The 22,051-nt window shown below is 69.6% G+C and carries 16 protein-coding genes; 3 read left to right on the forward strand and 13 right to left on the reverse strand.

Annotation, left to right across the window (positions count from 1 at the left end; all coding sequences use genetic code 11):
- Window positions 1–7 precede the first annotated feature (7 nt).
- From AB0J91_RS02755 to AB0J91_RS02775, 5 genes are all read right to left on the reverse strand, one after another.
- On the reverse strand, window positions 8–2,998 hold the full coding sequence (locus AB0J91_RS02755; protein WP_363863436.1) for a translation initiation factor IF-2 N-terminal domain-containing protein: 2,991 nt from the start codon (window positions 2,996–2,998) through the stop codon (window positions 8–10).
- A 167-nt stretch (window positions 2,999–3,165) separates the two neighbouring features.
- Window positions 3,166–3,960: a TIGR03936 family radical SAM-associated protein gene (locus tag AB0J91_RS02760; RefSeq protein ID WP_363863439.1), complete on the reverse strand. Its 795-nt coding sequence runs from the start codon at window positions 3,958–3,960 to the stop codon at window positions 3,166–3,168.
- A gap of 219 nt (window positions 3,961–4,179) precedes the next feature.
- The gene (locus AB0J91_RS02765) at window positions 4,180–6,144 is read right to left on the reverse strand and encodes a TIGR03960 family B12-binding radical SAM protein (protein ID WP_363863442.1); all 1,965 of its coding nucleotides are present in this window, start codon (window positions 6,142–6,144) and stop codon (window positions 4,180–4,182) included.
- Between the two features lie 294 nt (window positions 6,145–6,438).
- Window positions 6,439–6,849 carry a nucleoside-diphosphate kinase gene (ndk, locus tag AB0J91_RS02770; protein WP_363794472.1) on the reverse strand — a complete coding sequence of 137 codons (411 nt, stop codon included), beginning with the start codon at window positions 6,847–6,849 and terminating at the stop codon, window positions 6,439–6,441.
- Between the two features lie 198 nt (window positions 6,850–7,047).
- A complete protein-coding gene (locus AB0J91_RS02775) occupies window positions 7,048–8,580 on the reverse strand; it encodes an alkaline phosphatase D family protein (RefSeq protein ID WP_363863445.1) in 1,533 nt (510 codons plus the stop codon).
- 165 nt (window positions 8,581–8,745) lie between these two features.
- Between AB0J91_RS02775 and AB0J91_RS02780 the strand changes: the two genes are divergently transcribed.
- The gene (locus tag AB0J91_RS02780) at window positions 8,746–9,846 is read left to right on the forward strand and encodes a zinc-binding dehydrogenase (RefSeq protein ID WP_363863448.1); all 1,101 of its coding nucleotides are present in this window, start codon (window positions 8,746–8,748) and stop codon (window positions 9,844–9,846) included.
- 100 nt (window positions 9,847–9,946) lie between these two features.
- On the opposite strand, the gene AB0J91_RS02785 is transcribed toward AB0J91_RS02780, so the two are convergent.
- The 4 genes from AB0J91_RS02785 to AB0J91_RS02800 form a co-directional block, all read right to left on the reverse strand.
- Window positions 9,947–10,411 (reverse strand): DUF4233 domain-containing protein, encoded by a 465-nt coding sequence (locus tag AB0J91_RS02785; RefSeq protein WP_363863451.1) that lies wholly within the window; start codon window positions 10,409–10,411, stop codon window positions 9,947–9,949.
- The gene (locus AB0J91_RS02790; protein ID WP_363863673.1) at window positions 10,408–11,766 is read right to left on the reverse strand and encodes a folylpolyglutamate synthase/dihydrofolate synthase family protein; all 1,359 of its coding nucleotides are present in this window, start codon (window positions 11,764–11,766) and stop codon (window positions 10,408–10,410) included. Before AB0J91_RS02790 ends, AB0J91_RS02785 begins: the two co-directional genes overlap by 4 nt.
- A 136-nt stretch (window positions 11,767–11,902) precedes the next feature.
- On the reverse strand, window positions 11,903–14,551 hold the full coding sequence (locus AB0J91_RS02795; RefSeq protein WP_363863454.1) for a valine--tRNA ligase: 2,649 nt from the start codon (window positions 14,549–14,551) through the stop codon (window positions 11,903–11,905).
- A 255-nt stretch (window positions 14,552–14,806) separates the two neighbouring features.
- The gene (locus tag AB0J91_RS02800; RefSeq protein ID WP_363863456.1) at window positions 14,807–16,144 is read right to left on the reverse strand and encodes an OFA family MFS transporter; all 1,338 of its coding nucleotides are present in this window, start codon (window positions 16,142–16,144) and stop codon (window positions 14,807–14,809) included.
- Window positions 16,145–16,251: 107 nt separating this feature from the next.
- Here AB0J91_RS02800 and fdhD point away from each other — a divergent pair, with 107 nt between their 5' ends.
- Together fdhD and AB0J91_RS02810 are read left to right on the forward strand one after the other, a co-directional pair.
- Entirely contained in the window at window positions 16,252–17,088 is an 837-nt protein-coding gene (gene fdhD, locus AB0J91_RS02805; RefSeq protein WP_363794484.1) for a formate dehydrogenase accessory sulfurtransferase FdhD, read from the forward strand.
- A gap of 53 nt (window positions 17,089–17,141) precedes the next feature.
- Window positions 17,142–17,996 carry an alpha/beta hydrolase-fold protein gene (locus tag AB0J91_RS02810; protein WP_363863459.1) on the forward strand — a complete coding sequence of 285 codons (855 nt, stop codon included), beginning with the start codon at window positions 17,142–17,144 and terminating at the stop codon, window positions 17,994–17,996.
- Between the two features lie 90 nt (window positions 17,997–18,086).
- On the opposite strand, the gene AB0J91_RS02815 is transcribed toward AB0J91_RS02810, so the two are convergent.
- From AB0J91_RS02815 to AB0J91_RS02830, 4 genes are all read right to left on the reverse strand, one after another.
- Entirely contained in the window at window positions 18,087–18,725 is a 639-nt protein-coding gene (locus AB0J91_RS02815) for an alpha/beta hydrolase (RefSeq protein WP_363863461.1), read from the reverse strand.
- A gap of 173 nt (window positions 18,726–18,898) precedes the next feature.
- Window positions 18,899–20,179 (reverse strand): ATP-dependent Clp protease ATP-binding subunit ClpX, encoded by a 1,281-nt coding sequence (gene clpX / locus AB0J91_RS02820; RefSeq protein ID WP_363794490.1) that lies wholly within the window; start codon window positions 20,177–20,179, stop codon window positions 18,899–18,901.
- A 322-nt stretch (window positions 20,180–20,501) separates the two neighbouring features.
- Window positions 20,502–21,134 (reverse strand): ATP-dependent Clp protease proteolytic subunit, encoded by a 633-nt coding sequence (locus AB0J91_RS02825; protein WP_363863464.1) that lies wholly within the window; start codon window positions 21,132–21,134, stop codon window positions 20,502–20,504.
- Window positions 21,135–21,178: 44 nt separating this feature from the next.
- On the reverse strand, window positions 21,179–21,805 hold the full coding sequence (locus tag AB0J91_RS02830; RefSeq protein ID WP_363794493.1) for an ATP-dependent Clp protease proteolytic subunit: 627 nt from the start codon (window positions 21,803–21,805) through the stop codon (window positions 21,179–21,181).
- Window positions 21,806–22,051: the final 246 nt, after the last annotated feature.

A 22,051-nucleotide genomic window follows, 5' to 3' on the forward strand; every position in this document is an offset into this window, starting at 1 on the left:
GATCGGGTCAGCCCTCGACCGGCGGACCGGACGGGCGCGAGACCGCGCGGCGGCGGGCCCTGCGGACCGGGGCGGCCGGCTCGATGTTGGCCAGGCCGTCGTCGGTCGACTGCTTCGGCTCCGGCTTGGACACCACCAGCGGCTGGGCCGGGGCGCCGGCGCTACCGGCGGACCGGACGGCCTTGCGGCGCGGACGGGCCCCGTTGGACTCCGCCTGCGACTCGGCCGGCTCCGGCTGCTTCTGCTCGACCGGAGCGGCCGGGGCAGCCGGGGGCTCGGCGACCTGCGGCTTCGGCTCGGCGACCGGCTCGACGGGCTTGGTGGCCTCGACGGGCTCGGGCTCCGGCTTCGGCTCGACGGCCTTCGGCTCCTCGGCCTTCGGCTCGACCGGCTTCGACTCGACCGGGGCCGGTTCGGGCTTGCGTTCCTCGGCCTTCGCCTCGACCTTCGGCTCCGGCTTCGGCTCGGGCTTGGTGTCGGGCTTGGACTCCGGCTTGGCGTCCGCCTTGACCTCGGCCTTCGGCTCCGGCTTGGACTCGGTCTTCTGCTCGGCCTTGGGCTCAGGGGCCTGCTGGTCGGTGTCCTGCTGCTTGCCGCGGTTGCGGTTGCGGCGGCCACCGTTGCCACCACCGCTCTGGGCGTTGCCACCGCCGTTGCCGCCACCGCCGTGCTGGTGGTTGATCGGCTCGGTGGACACCATCAGCCCGCGCCCGCGGCAGTGCTCGCAGGTGCTGCTGTACGCCTCCAGCAGACCGGTGCCGACCCGCTTGCGGGTCATCTGCACCAGACCCAGCGAGGTCACCTCGGCGACCTGGTGGCGGGTGCGGTCCCGGCCAAGGCACTCGGTGAGGCGGCGCAGCACCAGGTCCCGGTTGGACTCCAGCACCATGTCGATGAAGTCGATGACGATGATGCCGCCGATGTCGCGCAACCGGAGCTGGCGGACGATCTCCTCCGCGGCCTCCAGGTTGTTGCGGGTGACCGTCTCCTCCAGGTTGCCACCGGAACCGGTGAACTTGCCGGTGTTGACGTCGATCACCGTCATGGCCTCGGTGCGGTCGATGACCAGGTAACCACCGGAGGGCAGCCAGACCTTGCGGTCCAGCGCCTTGGAGATCTGCTCGTTGATCCGCTTCTCGTGGAACACGTCGTTCTTGCCGACGTGCTTGTCCAGCCGGGAAGCCAGGTCGGGCGCCACGTGCTGGACGTAGGCCTCGATGGTCTCCCACGCGTCGTTGCCCTGGACCGTCATCGACGAGAAGTCCTCGGTGAACAGGTCGCGGACGACCTTGATCAGCAGGTCGGGCTCCTCGTAGAGCAGCTGCGGGGCGTTCGCGCCGGGGGTCTCGGCCTTCTCCTTGATGACCTCCCACTGCGCCTGCAGCCGCCGCACGTCGCGGTCCAGCGCTTCTTCGCTGGTGCCCTCGGAGGCGGTGCGGATGATCACGCCGGCGTTGTCCGGCACGATCCGCTTGAGGATCTCCTTGAGCCGCTTGCGCTCGTTGTCGGGCAGCTTGCGGCTGATGCCGGTGGCGCCGCCGCCCGGCACGTAGACCAGGAACCGGCCCGGCAGGCTGATCTGGGTGGTCAGCCGCGCGCCCTTGTGACCGACCGGGTCCTTGGTGACCTGCACCAGGACGCTGTCACCGGTCTGCAGGGCCTGCTCGATGCGGCGGGCCTTGCCCGCCAGCCCGGCGGCGTCCCAGTCGACCTCACCGGCGTAGAGGACCGCGTTGCGGCCCCGGCCGATGTCGACGAAGGCGGCTTCCATGCTGGGCAGCACGTTCTGCACGCGGCCGAGGTAGACGTTGCCGACCAGCGAGCCGGTGCCCGAGGAGGTCACGAAGTTCTCGACGAGGACGTTGTCCTCCAGAACCGCGATCTGGGTCTGGTCGCCGTTCTGGCGGACCACCATCTTGCGGTCGACCGACTCGCGGCGGGCCAGGAACTCCGACTCCGACAGCACGGGCGCGCGACGCCGTCCGGCTTCGCGGCCGTCCCGGCGGCGCTGGCGCTTGGCCTCCAGGCGGGTCGAGCCCTTGACCGCGCGGACCTCGTCGTCGCTGGAGTCCTGCCGCGAGGATTCGGGGGCGGGCTCGCGCACGTGCACGACGGTGTTCGGCGGGTCGTCCTCGCGATTACCGCTCTCGTCGTCCGACGAGCCCTTGCGGCGACGACGGCGACGACGGCGGCGGGATCCCTCGGACTGGCCCTCGGAGTCACCGGACTGCTCGTCGGAGGACTCCTCGGCGCTCTCACCGGAGGTCTCGGCCTGGGCTGCCTCGGACTGGCTGTCCTCGGAACCGTCCTCGCCACCGGACTCGTTGTCGGAGTCGGCGCCGCGACCCCGGCCGCGACCCCGGCGACCCCGACGGCGACGGCGACGGCTGCCGGAGTCACCCGAGTCGTCATCGCCGTCCGAGGCGGAGTCGGATTCGGACTCCCCCTCGTCGGAGGTCGTCTCGGCGGCGGGCTCAGCGGCCGGCGCGGCGGGTGCGGCCTCGGCGGGCTCCGGCTCGGCGGCGGCCGGGCGCTGCGCCGGCGGCTGCGGGGCCAGGAACATGGCCTCCGGAGCCGCGAACAGCGGCGTCAGGCCGACCGAGGACTCCTCAGACTCCGACGGCGGAGACGCGAAGTCCGCAGCGGGCACCGAAGCGCTCTGCTCGCTCTCATCGGCCTCGCTCGACGCGGCGGCAGGCTCCTCGGAAGCCGGGGCGGCCTCGGCCGCGTCCTCGCCTTCCTCGGCGACCAGCTCCGGGTTGAGCGTCTGCACGACGCGCAGGGCCAGATCCCGGTTGATGTTCGACTGGGCGCTGCGGACGGGCTCGCCGAGCTCGTCCAGCGCCTTGATGATCTCCCGGCTGCTGGCTCCCAGCAGCTTGGCGAGCGCGTGCACCCTGAGCTTCGCCGGCAACTCGATGGTGCCCTGCGCATCCTGGGTGGGTGTGGGCGATTGCCCGCTGGCGTTGTTCCCAGCGGGCGTATCCATGTTCAACATCCAGCTCCTCCGCCCCCGGGCGCGTCCGGGTGGACGCGGCCGCACAGAGGCATGTGCGATCTTTTAGTTTCCGCCGCCCGCGGGCGACGGCAATTCTTCGTGGTCCCTCCGCCCCGGACCTGCAGGCCGGGAAGCCGTACGGCGGGTCGACGACGTCACGCCGTCCGTCACCCGGCCGCGGGCTCTCCCGCCGGAGTCCGGTCGCCGTCTGAGTCCTGGGCCAACGGGTCGGCAATGCCTCCCCCGTCATCGAGCCGACCCTGTTCCAGCCGGGTCGCGCTCGCGGCGGCCGACGGTTCCAGACCGGCGACGACACGCAGGGCGCTCAGTACGTCGTCGGGCCGTACGACGGGTGTTGTCTGCCGCACGACCGTTACGAGTATCCCATACGGTGCGGACGCCTCGGGCCAATCGTCCACCTGGGCGGTCGCGTGGCGTTTTTGATCACGCTGCGCAATCGGCCGAGGACCTTCCCAGACCTCCGCGCTGAGCAGCGCGGCGCGCGCGTCGATGGTGCGACGACCGTCCTTGGTCATCCGCTCGACCAGCGCGCTGTCGGCGGCCATCAGCTGCTCGGCCGCCTGGCGCAGCTCGGCCACTGCGGTGCCGGGCATGTCGATGCGCCACTTGCTGACCACCAGTCGGTCCGCGAGCGGCCCCGGACGCGCCTCCACCGCCGTGAGCAGGTCGATCCCGTCCGGCAGGGCGGCGTCCAGCTCGGCGCGCAGCGACTCGGGCTCGACGCGTTCGACTAACTGCAGCTCGAGGTACTCGGCCTCGCTGGACACACCGGTGGGCACGGCTCCCGCCCACGACACCTTGGGGTGCGGGCTGAAGCCCTGGGAGTAGGCCATCGGTACGCCGGCCCGGCGCAGCGCGCGCTCGAAGGTGCGCGCCACGTCGCGGTGCGAGGTGAACCGCAGCCTGCCCCTCTTGGCATAGCGCAGGCGCAGCTTCTGCACCGGCGGCGCCGAAGGATTGGGGTGATCTCGCCGACTCAGAATGCCTCCCCGACCATGATCGTCACCGCCGGTCCCCCCGGACCGCTGTCGACGACGATGCTTGCTTGCTCAACCGCGGGGTGACAACACCCAGCGGGAAGTTTTCGATCCAGACCGTACCTGGCCGACGGCTGCACGCACGTCCGTGCGCGATCGCACGAACGTGCGAGAACATGCAGGTCAGCCGTTCGTGAACGCCGGATTCCGCACCGGAGAGCCCTGTCCGACCGGCGAGATCGGGAGCAGTTTTCGCCCGGTCGGGCCGACCTCGATGTCGGTGCCCATGGTCGGGCACACACCGCAGTCGAAGCACGGGGTCCACCGGCAGTCGTCCTGCTCGCGGGCCTCCAGGGCGTCCTGCCAGTCCGCCCAGAGCCACTCCTTGTCCAGCCCGGAGTCCAGGTGGTCCCACGGCAGGATCTCGTTCTCGGTACGCTCGCGGGTGGTGAACCAGGCCAGGTCCACGCCCAGCTCGGCGAGCTCGGCCTCGGCGCAGTCCACCCAGCGCTCGTAGGAGAAGTACTCGTTCCAGCCGTCGAACCGACCGCCCTCGCGCCACACCCGCTCGATGACCCGGCCGAGCCTGCGGTCACCGCGCGAGAGGAGTCCTTCGATCAGCGAGGGCTTGCCGTCGTGGTAGCGCATGCCGATGTTGCGGCCCAGCGAGCGGTCGGTGTTGATCGCCTCGCGGAGCTTGCGCAGCCGGTCGTCGACGGTCTCCGGATCGGTCTGGGAGGCCCACTGGAACGGGGTGTGCGGCTTGGGCACGAACCCGCCGATGGAGATCGTGCACCGGATGTCCTTGCGCCCGGACGCCGCGCGACCTGCGCGGATGACCTCCTTGGCCATCTCGGCGATCTGCAGGACGTCGGAGTCCTCCTCGGTGGGAAGACCGCACATGAAGTACAGCTTGACCTGCCGCCAGCCGTTGGCGAAGGCCGCCGAGACGGTGCGGATGAGGTCTTCCTCGGAGACCATCTTGTTGATCACCCGGCGGATCCGCTCGCTGCCGCCTTCAGGCGCGAACGTGAGCCCGGAGCGGCGTCCGTTGCGGGACAGCTCGTTGGCCAGGTCGATGTTGAACGCGTCGACCCGGGTCGACGGCAGCGACAGACCGGTGTTGGTGCCCTCGTAGCGGTCGGCCAGGCCCTTGGTGACCTCGGCGATCTCGGAGTGGTCGGCCGAGGACAGCGACAGCAGGCCGACCTCCTCGAACCCGGTGTTCTCCAGGCCGCGCTGCACCATCTCGCCGATGCCCTCGATCGAGCGCTCGCGCACCGGGCGGGTGATCATCCCGGCCTGGCAGAAGCGGCAGCCCCGGGTGCAGCCGCGAAAGATCTCCACGCTCATCCGCTCGTGCACGCTCTCCGCGAGCGGGACCAGCGGCTGCTTCGGGTACGGCCAGTCGTCGAGCTCCATCGTGGTGCGCTTGAACACCCGGTAGGGGGCGCGCTCCTGGTTGGGCACGACCTCGGCGATCGCGCCGTCCTCGCCGTAGGAGACGTCGTAGAACTTGGGGACGTAGACGCCGCCGGACTCGGCCAGCCGCAGCAGCAGCTCGTCGCGGCCACCCGGACGGCCCTCGCCCTTCCAGCGCCGGACGGCCTCGGTGATCTCCAGGACGGCTTCCTCGCCGTCACCCAGCACCGCCGCGTCGACGAAGTCGGCGATCGGCTCCGGGTTGAACGCGGCGTGACCGCCGGCCAGCACGATCGGGTGGTCATCGGTGCGGTCCACCGCGTGCAGCGGGATTCCGGACAGGTCCAGCGCGCCGAGGAGGTTCGTGTAGCCGAGCTCGGTGGCGAAGCTGACGCCGAAGACGTCGAACTCGCCCACCGGGCGGTGCGCGTCGACGGTGAACTGCGGGATCTCGTGCTCGCGCATGAGCTCTTCGAGGTCCGGCCACACCGCGTAGGTGCGCTCGGCGAGCACGTCCGGCTGCTCGTTGAGGACCTCGTAGAGGATCTGAACACCCTGGTTGGGCAACCCGACCTCGTAGGCGTCGGGATACATCAGGCACCACCGAACGGTGGCGTCCTCCCACGCCTTCACGGTCGAGTTGAGCTCGCCGCCCACGTACTGCACGGGCTTGGAAACCCGCGGCAGCAAGGGTTCCAACCTGTCGAAAACGGACTCCACAGCCACGCGACCAGGGTAGAGGTCCCTCGACCGAGCGCCGAGCGGGGGCGTTTCAGCCGGGCAGGACCCGGCTGAAACCCACCTCACAGTCATCTCAAGTCGTCGGTCGAAGCGCGTGCGAACGGCGAGACCGCGAGGCTGAAAGCACCCTCGCAGCCCGCACCGCCGCGGGTTCTGACACGTCGTCTGGCGAGTACGCCGCGACGCCGTGCATTGGCATGCATCAGGAGTGGCGCACGGAGTCCAGACGGCGTGTCAGGTTCCGCTCCCCGCACCGCAACGCACAACGACCACCGGCGATCAAAGGTCCGGGAACCAGAGCTTGAGCTCGCGGGCCGCGGACTCCGTGGAGTCCGAGCCGTGGACCAGGTTGTACTGGACCTCCAGGCCGAAGTCCCCGCGGATCGAGCCCGGGGCGGCCTTGTCGACCGGGTCGGTGCCACCGGCCAGCTGGCGGAACGCCGCGATGGCCTTCGGGCCCTCGACGCAGGCCGCCACGACCGGGCCACCGGTGATGAACTCGATCAGACTCTCGAAGAACGGCTTGCCGTCGTGCTCGGCGTAGTGCTGCTCGGCGAGCTGGCGGTCGACGTTCTTGAGCTCCAGCGCGACCAGCTTCAGGCCCTTGCGCTCGATCCGGCTGATCACCTCGCCGACGAGGCCCCGCTCGACGCCGTCGGGCTTGACCAGCACCAGAGTGCGCTCGCTCACGTTCTCTCTCCTCACTTCACGGTTGCGCCAGGCGCGAAGACCCAGCGCCCGAATTGATTGCAAGCGTATCGACGCAGGTGAACCCACCTCTCCCGGGGCCCGAATCGATCACGCCCACGCGGCGACCGGCGGATTTCAGTGGAAGTCAGGGTTCCGATTTCCACTGAAACCGGGTTCCCGATTTCCACTGAAATCCGGTCACCCGCGGGAGTCGAGGGTGGTGCTCCAGAGAGCGTTGCCCTGCTGGTCGCGGATGTCGACGGTGAACTGTTCCGTTTCGCCGTCGATGTTGACCTCGCCGAAGTGCTGGAAGCCCTCCATCGGGGACGCGCCCTGGCGGGTGGGGGCGCTGACGAAGGCGACCTCCGGGCCGAAGGTGGGGTCCATCTTGCTGGGGCCGAAGGCGCCCGCGTGCAGCGGTCCCGAGACGAACTCCCAGAACTCGTCGAAGCCGGTGAACGCCGCGCGCTGCGGCGAGTAGTTGATCGCCGCCGAGTAGTGCACGTCGGCGGTCAGCCAGACGACGTTGCGCACCTCGCGGCGGCTGATCTCCTGCAGCACCCGCGCCAGCTCGGACTCGCGGCCGTTGGGAGCTCCCGGCAGTCCGTTGGCGACGCCCTCGATCTTGTCGCCGTCGGGGACGATGATGCCGATCGGCATGTCCGAGGCGATGACCTTCCAGGTCGCGCGGGACTTCGTCAGCTCGCTGACCAGCCAGCGGGCCTGCTCCTCGCCGAGGATGCTCTCCGGCTCGGTTCCCGTGGAATTCGCGTCCCGGTAGGAGCGCATGTCCAGCACGAACACGTCCAGCAGCGGGCCGTGCGAGACCTTCCGGTACACCCGGCCGTCGACCGCGTCCTGCCGGCGGACCGGCTGCCACTCGTGGAACGCCTGGAACGCGCGCTGGGCCAGCACGTCCACGCGCTTCTCGGTGTAGGCGTCGTTCTCCAGGATCTCGCCGGGGTACCAGTTGTTGGTGACCTCGTGGTCGTCCCACTGGATCAGCTGCGGGACGTCGGCGGCGAACGCGCGCACGTTCTCGTCGAGCAGGTTGTAGGCGAACTGGCCGCGGTACTCGGCGAGGGTTTCGGCGACCTTCGACTTCTCCGGGGTGACGACGTTGCGCCAGACCCGGCCGTCGGGCAGCGTCACCGACTCCTTCACCGGCCCGTCCGCGTAGACCGTGTCGCCGCTGTGCAGGAAGAAGTCGGGACGGCGGTCAGCCATCGCGCGGTAGATCGTCATGCCGCCGATGTCGGGGTTGATGCCCCAGCCCTGGCCCACCACGTCACCCGACCACAGGAACCGCACATCGCTGCGGTCCTGCGGCACCGTGCGGAAGGTGCCGGTCAGGCCCTCGCTGGCCACCCGGCCGTCGAGGTCCTCGGCGGTGACCCGGTAGTGCACCTCGCCGCCCGCCGGGATACCGGTGAGCCGCAGCTCACCGGTGCCGTCGGTGTCGGGCGTCAGGTCCGGGCCGGGGATGCGCAGCGCGTCGCGGAAGTCCTCGCGCGCGGAGATCTCGACGAACATGCGGGACGGGCGGTCGGCCCGGGTCCACACCACGGCGCCGTCCGGGCGCGGGTCGCCGAGCTGCACGCCGTGGGTCAGCACGGGGCGGCCGGATCGCGCGAAGGCGGTGCCCGGGAGCAGCGCGCCGGCCGCGAGCAGACCGGCGCCGGTGGCACTGCGGCGCAGGAGCTCGCGGCGAGTCAGGTTCTCGGGGGTCATGTCCCCGGTTCTAATCGGGTCAGGCCGCGCCGCGCTCACCACAAGTGAACGGGCAGGTGAAACTTCGGTGTTCAATCGCCGCACCGCGCGGACCCTGGTGTGAGACCGGTCGGACCGCTAGCTTCACGGCCGAACCGACTGGCCGCTGGAGACGAGGAGGTCCCGATGCGCGCCGCCGTGCACACCGCCGCCAACGAGCCGCTGCGGATCGAGCAGCTGGACGATCCGACGCCGAGGGCCGGTGAGGTCGCCATCGACGTGCGCTCCTGCGGCGCCTGCCACAGCGACCTGCACGTGATCAAGGGCGAGCTGCCGTTCCCCACGCCCGCCGTGCTCGGCCACGAGGTGGCCGGTGTGGTCTCCGAACTCGGTCCCGGCGTCAGCGGGCTGTCGGTGGGCGACCCGGTCGTGACCAGCTTCATCATGCCGTGCGGGCAGTGCGGGCAGTGCTCGCGCGGCAACGAGGAGATCTGCGAGCGGTTCTTCCGCTTCAACCGGGGCCAGGGCAAGCTCTACGACGACGACACCCGACTGCACCGGCCCGGCGGCGAGCCGGTCTGGATGTACTCGCAGGGCGGGATGGCCGAGCGCTGCGTGACCCCGGTGACCTCGGTGTACCGGGTTCCGGACGGGGTCGAGCTGTCGGACGTCGCCTCGGTCGGGTGCTCGACGATGACGGCCTACGGCGCGCTGCGGCACGCGGCGAACGTGCAGGTCGGCGACACCGTGGCGGTGGTCGCGGCGGGCGGGGTCGGCTCGGCGCTGATCCAGCTGGCGTCGATCTTCGGCGCGTCGACGATCATCGCGGTCGACATCAACGAGGACAAGCTCGAAGGCGCCCGCCGGCTGGGCGCCACGCACACGGTGAACTCGTCCGAAGTGGACGCTCCCGCGGTGATCCGCGAGCTGACCGGCGGGCGCGGCGTGGACGTCGCCTTCGAGGCGCTGGGCGCGGTCCCGACGTTCAACGTCGCCCGGGACTCGGTCGTCGAAGGCGGCCAGGTCGTGATCGTCGGCATCGCCGCCCGGGGCACCACCGGCGAGTTCGACCTCGCCACGATCGCCCGGCGCAAGCTCCAGATCAAGGGCTCCTACGGAGCCAAGCCCCGCCGGGACATGCCGGTCCTTCTCGACCTGGTGGCCCGGGGCCAGCTCCGCCCGCAGGACGCCATCAGCCGCCGCTACCCGTTCGAGGAGGTCCAGGAGGCCTTCGACGCCCTCAACCGCGGCGAGATCCTGGGCCGAGCCGTCGTCGACCTCACCTGACCGAGGGAAGAATTCGAATTTCGCGCGAAATTGGAGTGCGAAAGTCCCGACTCGAATTTCGCGCGAAATTCGAATACCCCCGGGTTATCGCAGGTGGGGGCTAGTCGGTGCCCTCGGGGTGGCCCGGCGGGTGGCCGAGCTGGTCGTAGAGCTGGCCCTCGCGCATGCGCTTGGCGATGTCCTTGCGCAGGTGCAGCACGTAGGCCCAGATCAGCGCGAAGATCGCACCCATGATGCCGATCGACGGGTGGATGAAGACGCACAGGATCATCGCGGCCTGAAGCCCCAGCGCGAATCCCAGGCCCCACGGGCGGCGCTGCACGAAGGCCGCCACGAGCATCAGCACCGACAGCACGATGACGATCACGAAGCCGGCGCTGGAGACCCCACCGCCGAACTTCCACACCACCGGCAGCGCCAGCAGGAACGTGATGAACTCCAGCGCCAGCGTGGCCGCCATGATGCCGCGCAGACCCTTCCACGGGTCGCGCACGCCCTCCGGCGGCTCCGGCAGGCCCTTCTCGGGCTGGGACTCCTCGGCCACGACCGCTCCCGTCTCGCTCACGCGGGCTCCTTGCCGAACAGCGCGCGGGCCTCTCCCGCGGTCACCACGGACCCGGTGATCACCACACCGCCGCCGGACACCGACTCACCCGGATCATCGGTCTCCTCGGCCAGCTGGATCGCCTGCTCGACCGCGTTGTCCAGCCGGGGCTCGACCATGATCCGGTCCTGCCCGAAGATGTCCAGCGCGATCCCGGCGAGCTCGTCCGGGTCCAGCGAGCGCGGCGAGGAGTTGCGGGTCAGCACCAGCTCCTCCACCACCGGCTCCAGCTCGGCGAGGATGCCGCGCGCGTCCTTGTCGCCCAGCACGCCCACCACCGCGACCAGCTTGCGGAAGGAGAACTCCGAGCTCAACGCGTCGGCCAGGGCGCGGGTGCCGTGCGGGTTGTGGGCGGCGTCGACCAGCACCGTCGGTGCCGCGCGCACGCGCTCCAGCCTGCCGGGCACGATGACGGAGGCGAACGCCGAGCGGATCCGCTCCACGTCCAGCTGACGTTCCGCGCCCGCGCCGAAGAACGCCTCGACGGCCGCCAGCGCCAGTGCCGCGTTGCGGGCCTGGTGCTCGCCGTGCAGCGGCAGGAAGATCTCGTCGTAGACGCCGCCGAGGCCCTGCAGCTTCAGCAGCTGGCCGCCGACCGCGACGGTCCGCTCCAGCACGCCGAACTCCTGGCCTTCGCGCGCCACGGTCGCGTCCACCTCGGCGATCCGGTTCATGATCTCCGGCTGCACCTCCGAGGGCTGCGCGGCCATGACCACGATGGACTCGGGCTTGATGATCCCGGCCTTCTCGCGGGCGATTCCGGCGAGGTCGGTGCCGAGGTACTCGGCGTGGTCCAGCGCGACGGGGCAGATCACCGCGACCTTGGCGTCGGCGACGTTGGTGGCGTCCCAGCTGCCACCGAGCCCGACCTCGATGACCCCGGCGTCGACCGGGGCGTCGGCGAACGCGGCGAACGCCATGCCGGTGAGCACCTCGAACTTGCTCATCCTGACGTCGCTCTGGGAGTCCACGATGGACACGTACGGCGCCACGTCGCGGTACGCCTCGACGTAGCCGGCCGGGCTGATCGGAGCGCCGTCGACGCCGATGCGCTCGGTGGCCAGCTGCAGGTGCGGGCTGGTGTAGCGGCCGGTGCGCAGTTCGAGCCCGGTCAGCAGGGCGTCGATGATGCGCGTCGTGGACGACTTCCCGTTGGTGCCCGCGATGTGCACGACCGGATAGCTGCGCTGCGGTTCGGCGAGCAGGTCGGTGAGCGCGCGGATGCGGTCCAGCGACGGCTCGATCTTGGTCTCCGGCCAGCGTTCGTTGAGCTCGGCCTCCACCACGCGCAGCTCGTGCAACGCGGCGGGATCCATGCCGGTCAAGTGCCCACTCCCCTACCAACGACGAAAATGCCGAGGTTGAAGTCTACGTCGCCCCTGGTGGACGGCCGCCCAGGCCCGCTCGACGCGAGAAGGGGCCCTCGCCGGGAGGGCCCCTTCTCGATGCGCGTCAGCCCTGCGGGAGGGATTCCAGGCGGGCCGTGATGCGGGCGATGTCGCCTTCGGCGACCTCACGGCGGGCCTTGATCTTGTCGACGACCTCGGCCGGGGCCTTGTCCAGGAACGCCTGGTTGCCGAGCTTCTTGTCGGCTCCGGACAGCTCCTTCTCGGCGGCGGCGAGGTCCTTGGCCAGGCGCTTGCGCTCGGCCTCGACGTCGATCGCACCTGAGAGGTCCAGCTCGACGTCGACGTTGCCGCCGGCCAGGCCGACCTCGATGGACGCCGAGGAGGTGAAGTCCTCGCCCGGCTCGGTCACCTTCGCCAGCGACCGGACCGCGGCCACGTGCTCTGCCAGCCCCAGCTCCTCGACCCCGCTGAGCCGCGCCGCGACCTTCTGACCGGGCTTGAGGCCCTGGTCGGAGCGGAACCGGCGGATCTCGGTGATCAGCTTCTGGGTCGCCGCGATCCGGTCGGCCGCACCGCTGTCGGCCTCGGCGCCGGTGGCCTTCGGCCAGTCGGCGATCACCACGGACTCGCGGCCGGTCAGCGCCGTCCACAGGGTCTCGGTGAGGAACGGGATCGTCGGGTGCAGCAGGCGCAGCAGCACGTCGAGGACGTGGCCGAGGACCTCGCGGGTCCGCTCGGCGCGCTCCTCCGAGCCGTCCATCTGGACCTTGGACAGCTCCAGGTACCAGTCGCAGAACTCGTCCCACGTGAAGTGGTAGAGCGCCTCGGTGGCCTTGGCGAACTGGAAGTCCTCCATCATGTCGTCCACGTAGGACACGAGCGCGTCGGCGCGGTCGAGGATCCAGCGGTCCGCGTCGGTCAGCGACTCCCGCCGCAGCGGCGACTCCGGCACGCGGGCGCCGTTCATCAGCGCGAACTTGGTGGCGTTGAACAGCTTCGTGCCGAAGCTGCGCGACGCCGAGACCCACTCCTCGCTGATCGGCGAGTCGGTGCCCGGGTTCGCGCCGCGCGCCAGGGTGAACCGCAGCGCGTCGGTGCCGTAGGTGTCCATCCACTCCAGCGGATCGACGGTGTTGCCCGCGGACTTCGACATCTTCTTGCCGTGCGCGTCGCGGACCATGCCGTGCAGCGCGATGGTCTTGAAGGGGACGGCCTCGGCCGGGTCCCGGTCCTTCATCGCGTACAGGCCCATCATCATCATCCGGACGACCCAGAAGAAGAGGATGTCGTAGCCGGTGACCAGCACGGACGTCGGGTAGAACTTCTCCAGCTCCGGCGTGGAGTCCGGCCAGCCCATGGTCGAGAACGGCCAGAGGCCGGAGGAGAACCAGGTGTCGAGGACGTCCTCGTCCTGGTGCCAGCCGTCGCCCGACGGCGGCTCCTCGTCCGGTCCGACGCACACGACCTCGCCGTTGGGGCCGTACCAGATCGGGATCCGGTGGCCCCACCACAGCTGCCGCGAGATGGCCCAGTCGTGCAGGTTGTCGACCCAGTCGAAGTAGCGCTTGGCCATCTCCGGCGGGTGCACGGCGACCCGGCCGTCGCGGACGGCGTCGCCCGCGGCCTGCGCCAGCGGACCCACCTTGACGAACCACTGCAGGGACAGCCGGGGCTCGATCGGCTCCTTGGAGCGCGAGCTGTGCCCGACGCTGTGCGCGTACGGGCGCTTCTCGGCGACGATGCGGTCCTGCTCGCGCAGCGCCTCGCGCACCGCCACCCGGGCCTCGAAGCGGTCCATGCCGTCGAAGCGGGTTCCGGTGTGGGCGATGCGGCCCTGCTCGTCCATGATCGTGAGCATCGGCAGGTCGTGCCGCTTGCCGATCTCGAAGTCGTTCGGGTCGTGCGCCGGGGTCACCTTGACCGCACCGGTGCCGAACTCGGGATCGACGTGCTCGTCCGGGACGATCGGGATCTTGCGGCCGGTCAGGGGCAGTTCGACCTCGGTGCCGACCATGTGCTGGTAGCGCTGGTCGTTCGGGTGCACCGCGATGGCGGTGTCGCCGAGCATCGTCTCGACCCGCGTGGTGGCCACCACGATCGCGTCGTCACCGTCGCCGTAGCGCATGGAGACGAGCTCGCCCTCGACCTCCTTGTGCTCCACCTCGATGTCGGAGATCGCGGTGCGCATCTCCGGCGACCAGTTGACCAGCCGCTCGGCGCGGTAGATCAGGCCGTCGTCGTAGAGGTTCTTGAAGATCGTCTGGACGGCGCGCGACAGGCCGTCGTCCATGGTGAAGCGCTCGCGGGACCAGTCAACGCTGTCGCCGAGGCGACGCATCTGCGACAGGATCGCCCCGCCGTGCTTCTCCTTCCAGCCCCAGACGCGCTCCAGGAACTTCTCGCGCCCGAGCTCGCGGTGGTCGATGCCCTCCTCGCGCAGCTGCTTCTCGACCAGCGCCTGCACCGCGATGCTGGCGTGGTCCATGCCCGGCAGCCACAGCGCCTCGTAGCCCTGCATCCGGCGGCGCCGGGTGAGGATGTCCATCAGCGTGTGCTCGAAGGCGTGGCCGATGTGCAGGCTGCCGGTGACGTTCGGCGGCGGGATGACGATCGAGAACGGCGGCTTGTCGCTGCTCGGATCGGCGGTGAAGTACTCGGCGGCTACCCAGCGCTCGTACAGCTCGGCCTCTACGTCGGCCGGATTCCAGGTCGACGGGAGTTCACGGGTTGCGGCTGCATGGGTCTGTGTCACACGTCGAATTCTACGAGTGCCCGAACGGCGGTTTCCCCGGGCATACCACCGGCCACGACCAGCAGGAGCGTGACGCGCGGCACGCGCACGCGAGAGGGGCGCGACTCGTCGAGCCGCGCCCCTCTCGCGATGGCCAACCAGGTCAGCCGGTGAAGAGCTTGGTGACCTTGGTGATGAGTTCGTAGAGGCCGTAGAGGAACGGGACGCCTACCCAGAGCCAGGCGATGACCAGGAGGACTCGGCGGTTCGCGGTCGTCACTTGTCTCCTCCCTTCGCCGGTTCGTGGAACTTCGGGGCGACCGGGCGGATCAGCTCGTTGGCGATGAAGCCGACGACCAGCAGCCCGATCATGATGTAGAGCGAGACCGCGTACAGGTCAGGGCCCTTCGCGCCGCTCGCTTCCTGCGCGTCGGCGACGGCGTTGACGATCAGCGGTCCGAGCACGCCGGCCACCGACCACGCGGTGAGCAACCGGCCGTGGATCGCGCCGACCTGCAGGTTGCCGAAGAGGTCCTTCAAGTACGCGGGCGCGGTGGCGAAACCGCCGCCGTAGAACGACAGGATCAGGATCGCGCACAGCACGAACACCGGGACACCGGTCGCGCCGAACAGCAGGATTCCCAGGTACAGCAGCGTTCCGCCGCCCAGGTAGAGGCGGTAGATGTTCTTGCGCCCCACCACGTCCGATGCCGACGACCACACGAACCGGCCGGCCATGTTGGTCAGCGACAGCAGCGCCACGAAACCGGCCGCCGCTCCGGTGGCCACCGGTGTCGCGCTGCCGGAGAAGAAGCCCACGATCATCGGCGACGCCTTCTCCAGGATCCCGATGCCCGCGGTGACGTTGCAGCACAGGATCACCCACAGCAGCCAGAACTGCGGAGTGCGCAAGGCGTTGTTGGCCGTCACCTCTGCCGTGGTGATCATCGGCTTGACGACCTGCTTCGGCATCGACTTGGGACGCCAGCCCGGCGCGGGAACCCGCACCAGCAGCGCGCCCAGCGACATGAACACCGCGTAGACCACGCCGTGCACCAGGAACGTCTGCGCGATGCCGGAGCGGTCCTCGCCGAAGGTGTCCAGCATCTGCGTCGACCACGGCGAGGCGATCAGCGCACCGCCGCCGAAACCCATGATGGCGATGCCGGTCGCCATGCCCGGCCGGTCCGGGAACCACTTCATCAGCGTCGACACCGGCGAGATGTAGCCGATGCCCAGACCGATGCCGCCCACGAAGCCGTAACCGAGCACCACCAGCCAGTACTGGCCGAGCGCGACGCCCAGCGACGAGATCAGGAATCCGAGCGAGAAGCAGACCGCGGAGACGGTCATGGCCCAGCGCGGACCGCGCTTCTCCACCAGCGTGCCGCCCACCGCGGCCGACAGCCCGAGCATGACGATGCCCAGCTGGAACGGCAGCGCGCTCAAGGTGCCCGACAGCCCCAGGGCCTCCTCCAGCGGCGGCTTGAACACGCTCCACGCGTAGACCTGCCCGATCGACAGGTGCACCGCCAGCGCCGCCGGTGGGATCAGCCAGCGGCTCCAGTCCGGTGGAGCGGCGATTCGACTGGGTGACAGCAGCCCTGAAACCATTGGGCCTCCCGGCTTCGCGACGTTGATCAGCGCGCCGAGCATACTGTTGCCAACGGCCGGAAAGAGTCGTCCAATTTCAAAATGAAACAAAGTTCCGAGGAGGCGCAATGGGACGGGTCACGGTGCGGCGGCCGGTGCTCCGGATCGCCGAGAACGGCAACCGGACCAGGCCGGACACCCTCGCCGCCGAGGAGCCGCTGGAAATCCGGGTCAACGGCAAGCCCCTGTCGGTGACGATGCGCACACCCGGTCACGACGTGGAGCTGGCGCACGGATTCCTCCTGACGGAAGGCGTCATCGCCGACCGCGACGAGCTCGCCACCGCCCGCTACTGCGACAGCCCCGGACCCGACGGGCGCAACACATACAACGTGCTCGACATCGCGCTGGCGCCCGGCGTCCCGATGCCGGACGCCTCCGTGGAGCGCAACTTCTACACCACCTCCTCGTGCGGGGTGTGCGGGAAGGCGGCGCTGGACGCGGTGAAGCTGCGGACCCGCCACTCCCCCGCCACCGACCCGCTGAGCATCGCTCCCGAAACCCTCATCGGACTGCCCGACGCGCTGCGCTCGGCCCAGCGCGTCTTCGACTCCACCGGCGGCCTGCACGCGGCAGGCCTGTTCGACGAGCGGGGCGAGCTGCTCGTGGTGCGCGAAGACGTCGGCAGGCACAACGCGGTCGACAAGGTGATGGGCTGGGCCCTGATGGAACGTCGCGTGCCGCTCACCAGCTGCGTGCTGATGGTGTCGGGCCGAGCGTCGTTCGAGCTGGTGCAGAAGGCGGCGATGGCGGGCGTGCCGATGCTCTCAGCGGTCTCGGCACCGTCCTCGCTGGCCGTGGACCTGGCAGAGGAGCAGGGCATGACGCTGGTCGGCTTCCTCCGCGGGTCTTCGATGAACGTCTACACCGGAGCGGAGCGCGTGGAGATCACCGAATCCGCGTGACGAACACCTGATGCGGTTGGGATGATGTCCGGAGGTGTTCGAGGAGGACTGGTTTGCCCCACCGACGATCGATCGGCGCCCCGCTGGCCCGGCGCACGCTGCTGACCTCGGGCGTCGCCGGTTTGGCGGCAGTCGGGCTCGGGCTGAGCACCGACAGCGCCGGCCATCCGGTCGAGCAGCGCGTGTCGCTCGCCAAGAACGTCTCCGTGGAGCGGCTCTACTCCCACGCCCGCAAGGAGAACGTGAACGTGGTGGCGATCCGCCCCAGGGACGTTCCGGCCGAAGGGCTTCCGGTCTGCCTCATGCTGCACGGGCGGTTCGGCGACGCGATGGACTCGGTCAGCGGTCTGCCGGTGTACCTGTCGAACTCCGTTGCGGCCGGGCGGATTCCGCCTTTCATGCTGCTCGCGGTGGACGGTGGTCCGAACAACTACTGGCACCGCCGTCCCGATGACGACGCGATGAGCATGCTGCTCGACGAGGTCCCGCAGTGGCTGAACGAGCGCGGGCTCAGCGCCCCGGTCGCGGCCGCGGGCATCTCGATGGGCGGGTTCGGCGCGCTGGTGTACGCGCGGCGACGCCGCGAGCTCGGCGACCCGCTGCAGGCGGCGGGCGCGGTCGCCCCGGCGCTGCACACCAACTGGCGCGAGATGCGCAAGCGACGCGCGTTCACCAACGAGGCGGAGTGGAAGGCGATCGACCCGCTGCGCCACATCGACAGCCTCGGTGACCTGCCGGTCGGCGTCTGGTGCGGCAACGGCGACCGCTTCATCGAGGGCACCCGCCGCTTCATCCGCCTCGCCAGGCCCACCTACGCCTCCACGACTCCGGGCCGCCACAACAAGGGCTACTTCCGCAAGGCCCTCCCCGAACTGGTCGACTTCATCGGCGGCCACCTCCGCCCCTGAACCGCACCCCGCCCCGGCGGCGATCAACACCCGGCCAACGCCAACCCGACAACCGCAGTGATCGGGATCGGTGCTGGTGGGGTGGGTGGCTCAGACGAGGCGGAGTTGTTCTTGGGAGCGGCCTGCGGTGTAGGCGTCGGTGTCGAAGCGGTCGTGGAGGGGCGCCGTGCCGTAGAGGGTCCAGCGCAGGATCGCGGGCCAGGGGCCGTAGCCGGCGTCGGTGTTGAGGTGACCGCCGTCGAGGATGACGTCCATCTCGACCTGCAGGTCCTCGGCCAGGGCGTGGGCGCGGTGCATCGGCAGGTAGGTGTCCCCGGTGCCGACCACCAGGCGGGTCATGCCCGCCGCGCGGCGCAGCGACGTCGCATCGGCCGGGTACGGGGTGATGTCGTGGGAGTCCGGGTGGTCCCACTCGGCGTCCGGCGGGGCCACCAGCAGGACCCGGTCCGCGCTGCGCTGCTCGGGGCCCACGCCGGCGGCGTGGTGCAGCCACAGCGCCGCTCCGCACGAGTGCGCGGCCACCACCAGCTCCGCCTCCGGCGGCACCGCCGCGAGCTCGTCCCGAAGCGCGGGCAGCCAACTCCGCAGATCGGGGCGGTCGGGGTCCGGCAGCAGCGGCGCGTGGACCTCGACGTCGTGGTCCCGGAGCTGCCCGGCCAGCCACTGCTGCCAGTGCCACGGACCTGCACCGGTCATCCCGTGGACCAGCAGAACGTGCATCTCGCTCATGGCAGGCACTCCCGGACTCGTCGTCGCCACCCCGTCCAATATCAACTATTCACCGCGCCACCGCAGAACGTGGCACCGGGTGCCCACGACGTGACCGAAATGACCGCGTTGGGTGAAGGCCGCGAAAACGCCCCGTGCCGAGGGCCGACACGGGGCGTTCGCGAAATGACTGCTCAGGCGGACTTGTCGCGGCGCTCCCGGCGCGATGCCTGACGGGCCACGATCGTCGGGTTGACGTTCTCCCGCACGGTCTGCTCGGTGATCACGACCTTCGCCACGTCCGAGCGGCTCGGGATGTCGTACATGACCGGCAGCAGGACCTCCTCCAGGATCGCGCGCAGACCGCGCGCCCCGGTGCCCCGCAGGATCGCCTGGTCGGCGATGGCCTCCAGCGCGGTCTTGGTGAACTCCAGCTCCACGTTGTCCATCTCGAACAACCGCTTGTACTGCTTCACCAGCGCGTTGCGCGGCTCGGTGAGGATCTGCACCAGCGACGGCTTGTCGAGGTTCGTCACGCTGGCCACCGTGGGCAGCCGGCCGATGAACTCCGGGATCAGGCCGTACTTGATCAGGTCCTCGGGCATCACGTCGGAGAAGTGGTCCGCGGTGTCGATCTCGGACTTCGAGCGCAGCTCCGCGCCGAACCCGACGCTGTGCTTGCCGACCCGCTCCTCGACGATCTTCTCCAGCCCGGCGAAGGCACCGGCCACGACGAACAGCACGTTCGTCGTGTCGATCTGGATGAACTCCTGGTGCGGGTGCTTGCGACCGCCCTGCGGCGGCACGCTCGCCGTGGTGCCCTCCAGGATCTTCAGCAGCGCCTGCTGCACGCCCTCACCGGAGACGTCGCGGGTGATCGACGGGTTCTCGCTCTTGCGAGCGATCTTGTCGACCTCGTCGATGTAGATGATGCCGGTCTCGGCGCGCTTGACGTCGTAGTCGGCGGCCTGGATCAGCTTGAGCAGGATGTTCTCGACATCCTCGCCCACGTACCCGGCTTCGGTCAGCGCCGTGGCGTCGGCGATCGCGAAGGGCACGTTGAGCATCTTGGCCAGCGTCTGCGCCAGGTAGGTCTTGCCGCAGCCGGTCGGACCGAGCATCAGAATGTTGGACTTGGCCAGCTCGACGGCCTCTTCACCACGCGCCTCACGCCGCTCACCGGCCTGGATGCGCTTGTAGTGGTTGTAGACCGCGACCGAGAGGTTGCGCTTCGCCGGGTCCTGCCCGATGACGTACTGGTCGAGGAACTCGTGGATCTCCGCCGGCTTGGGCAGCTCGTCGAGCTTGACCTCACCGGCCTCGGCCAGCTCCTCTTCGATGATCTCGTTGCAGAGATCGATGCACTCATCGCAGATGTACACGCCGGGGCCGGCGATGAGCTTCTTCACCTGCTTTTGGCTCTTCCCGCAGAAGGAGCACTTCAGCAGGTCGCCGCCGTCACCGATACGTGCCATGACCGCTGACCCCGTCCCCTCCGGCGCGCCCTCCGAGTAGCGCGCCTGACCGTATGTGCCTCCGACGGTACCTGTCGTTCCCCGAGTTCGGGGAGACTCACAGTGTCCGCCATCGCCGAGCGTGCTGTGACCAGCCTCGCGTTCGGCGTGTCGCGGTCCCGGTGGCCGGGCGTGGCGCCCCGTCCACCTCAGGACCACCGACCGGAACTCACCCAGCCGGAACGTTTCCCGGGGACCCGCGAGCCCCCGGGAAACACTCGAGCTCCTGCTCCTGAAACCGCGCGCGAGCGGCGCAGTCGCGAGGTGTGAGAACCACGAAGCCTCAGGACTGCTGAGCCGAGAGCTTCCGGTACGGCACGACCTCGTCGATGATGCCGTACTCCTTGGCCTGCGCGGCTGTGAGGATCTTGTCGCGGTCGACGTCCTCGTGCACCTGCTCCTGGGAGCGCTTGGTGTGCTTGGCCAGCGAGGACTCCATCAGGTCGCGCATCCGCTGGACCTCGTTGGCCTGGATCTCCAGGTCGGAGACCTGACCGTAGATGCCCTCCACGGACGGCTGGTGGATCAGCACGCGGGAGTTGGGCAGCGCCTGGCGCTTGCCCTCGGTGCCCGCGGCCAGCAGCACCGCGGCCGCCGAGGCGGCCTGGCCCAGGCAGATGGTGCGCACGTCCGGACGCACGTACTGGATGGTGTCGTAGATGGCCATCATCGCGGTGAACGAGCCACCGGGAGAGTTGATGTACATCTGGATCTCGCGGTCCGGGTCGTCGGACTCCAGGAAGAGCAGCTGCGCCATCACGTCGTTGGCCGACGCGTCGTCGACCTGGACGCCGAGGAACACGATGCGCTCCTCGAACAGCTTGTTGTACGGGTTCGACTCCTTGACCCCGTACGCGGTGCGCTCGACGAACGACGGCAGCACGTACCGGGACTGAAGAGACTGGTAAGGGTTCACTACTGGTGACTCCTCGTAACTAGGTCCGGGTGCGGGAGGGGTGATCAGCTGGTCGGCAGGTTCGCCGCGCTCGCCACGTAGTCCACGAGCCCGTAGTCGCGAGCCTCCTCGGCGGTGAACCACCGGTCCCGGTCGAAGTCGGTCATGATCGTCTCGACGGACTTGCCCGTCTGCCCGGCGATCAGGCCCGCCATCTCTTCCTTGTGCTTGGTGAACATCTTCGCCTGAATGGCGATGTCCGCCGCGGTACCACCGAGGCCCGCCGAGGGCTGGTGCATCATGATCCGCGCGTGCGGCAGCGCGAAGCGCTTGCCCTTGGCACCTGCGGACAGCAGGAACTGCCCCATCGAGGCCGCCATGCCCATCGCGACCGTGGCCACGTCCGGCTTGACCAGTTCCATCGTGTCGTAGATCGCCATGCCGGCGGTGACCGAACCGCCCGGCGAGTTGATGTACAGCGAAATGTCGCGGTCCGGGTCCTCGGCCGCCAGCAGCAGCAGCTGCGAGCAGATCTGGTTCGAGATGTTCTCCTCGACCTGGGAGCCGAGGACGATGATCCGCTCCCGCAGCAGCCGCTCGTAAACCGAGTCGTTGAGCGAGAGTCCGTTCGTGCCCGTCCGCATGGACGGCGCCTGCGCGTCGGACGCCGGAACAGTCAGGTGCTGCGTCACGTCTCCCCTGCCTTCTCCCACAATGGGCCCTTGTCCACCCTGGTCAGTCGGGTCTTGCCGGAGCTCGTCGCAGTCCTTCCAAAGTGGACCCGACGAACCACCGGGTGTCCTCGGTGACCGCAGGTGATGTCCTGCTTCCCTACTCGGGTGATCCGCTACAACCGACCCTAACGAACGTGGACGGCACCAGCTTCCCAGTACCGCCCACGTTCGCTTAGAGCATGCGTATCAAGTTGTTCGGCGAGA

It is taken from the genome of Saccharopolyspora sp. NPDC049357 (genome assembly GCF_040677225.1).
Lineage (GTDB): Bacteria > Actinomycetota > Actinomycetes > Mycobacteriales > Pseudonocardiaceae > Saccharopolyspora.

What these genes read in the sequence shown, in the direction of transcription:
- AB0J91_RS02755 (WP_363863436.1), bottom strand. Translation starts at nt 2,998, where the DNA reads ATGTTGAACATGGATACGCCCGCTGGGAACAACGCCAGCGGGCAATCG.
- AB0J91_RS02775 (WP_363863445.1), bottom strand. Translation starts at nt 8,580, where the DNA reads ATGACCCCCGAGAACCTGACTCGCCGCGAGCTCCTGCGCCGCAGTGCC.
- AB0J91_RS02780 (WP_363863448.1), top strand. Translation starts at nt 8,746, where the DNA reads ATGCGCGCCGCCGTGCACACCGCCGCCAACGAGCCGCTGCGGATCGAG.
- AB0J91_RS02790 (WP_363863673.1), bottom strand. Translation starts at nt 11,766, where the DNA reads ATGGATCCCGCCGCGTTGCACGAGCTGCGCGTGGTGGAGGCCGAGCTC.
- AB0J91_RS02800 (WP_363863456.1), bottom strand. Translation starts at nt 16,144, where the DNA reads ATGGTTTCAGGGCTGCTGTCACCCAGTCGAATCGCCGCTCCACCGGAC.
- fdhD (WP_363794484.1), top strand. Translation starts at nt 16,252, where the DNA reads ATGGGACGGGTCACGGTGCGGCGGCCGGTGCTCCGGATCGCCGAGAAC.
- AB0J91_RS02815 (WP_363863461.1), bottom strand. Translation starts at nt 18,725, where the DNA reads ATGAGCGAGATGCACGTTCTGCTGGTCCACGGGATGACCGGTGCAGGT.
- clpX (WP_363794490.1), bottom strand. Translation starts at nt 20,179, where the DNA reads ATGGCACGTATCGGTGACGGCGGCGACCTGCTGAAGTGCTCCTTCTGC.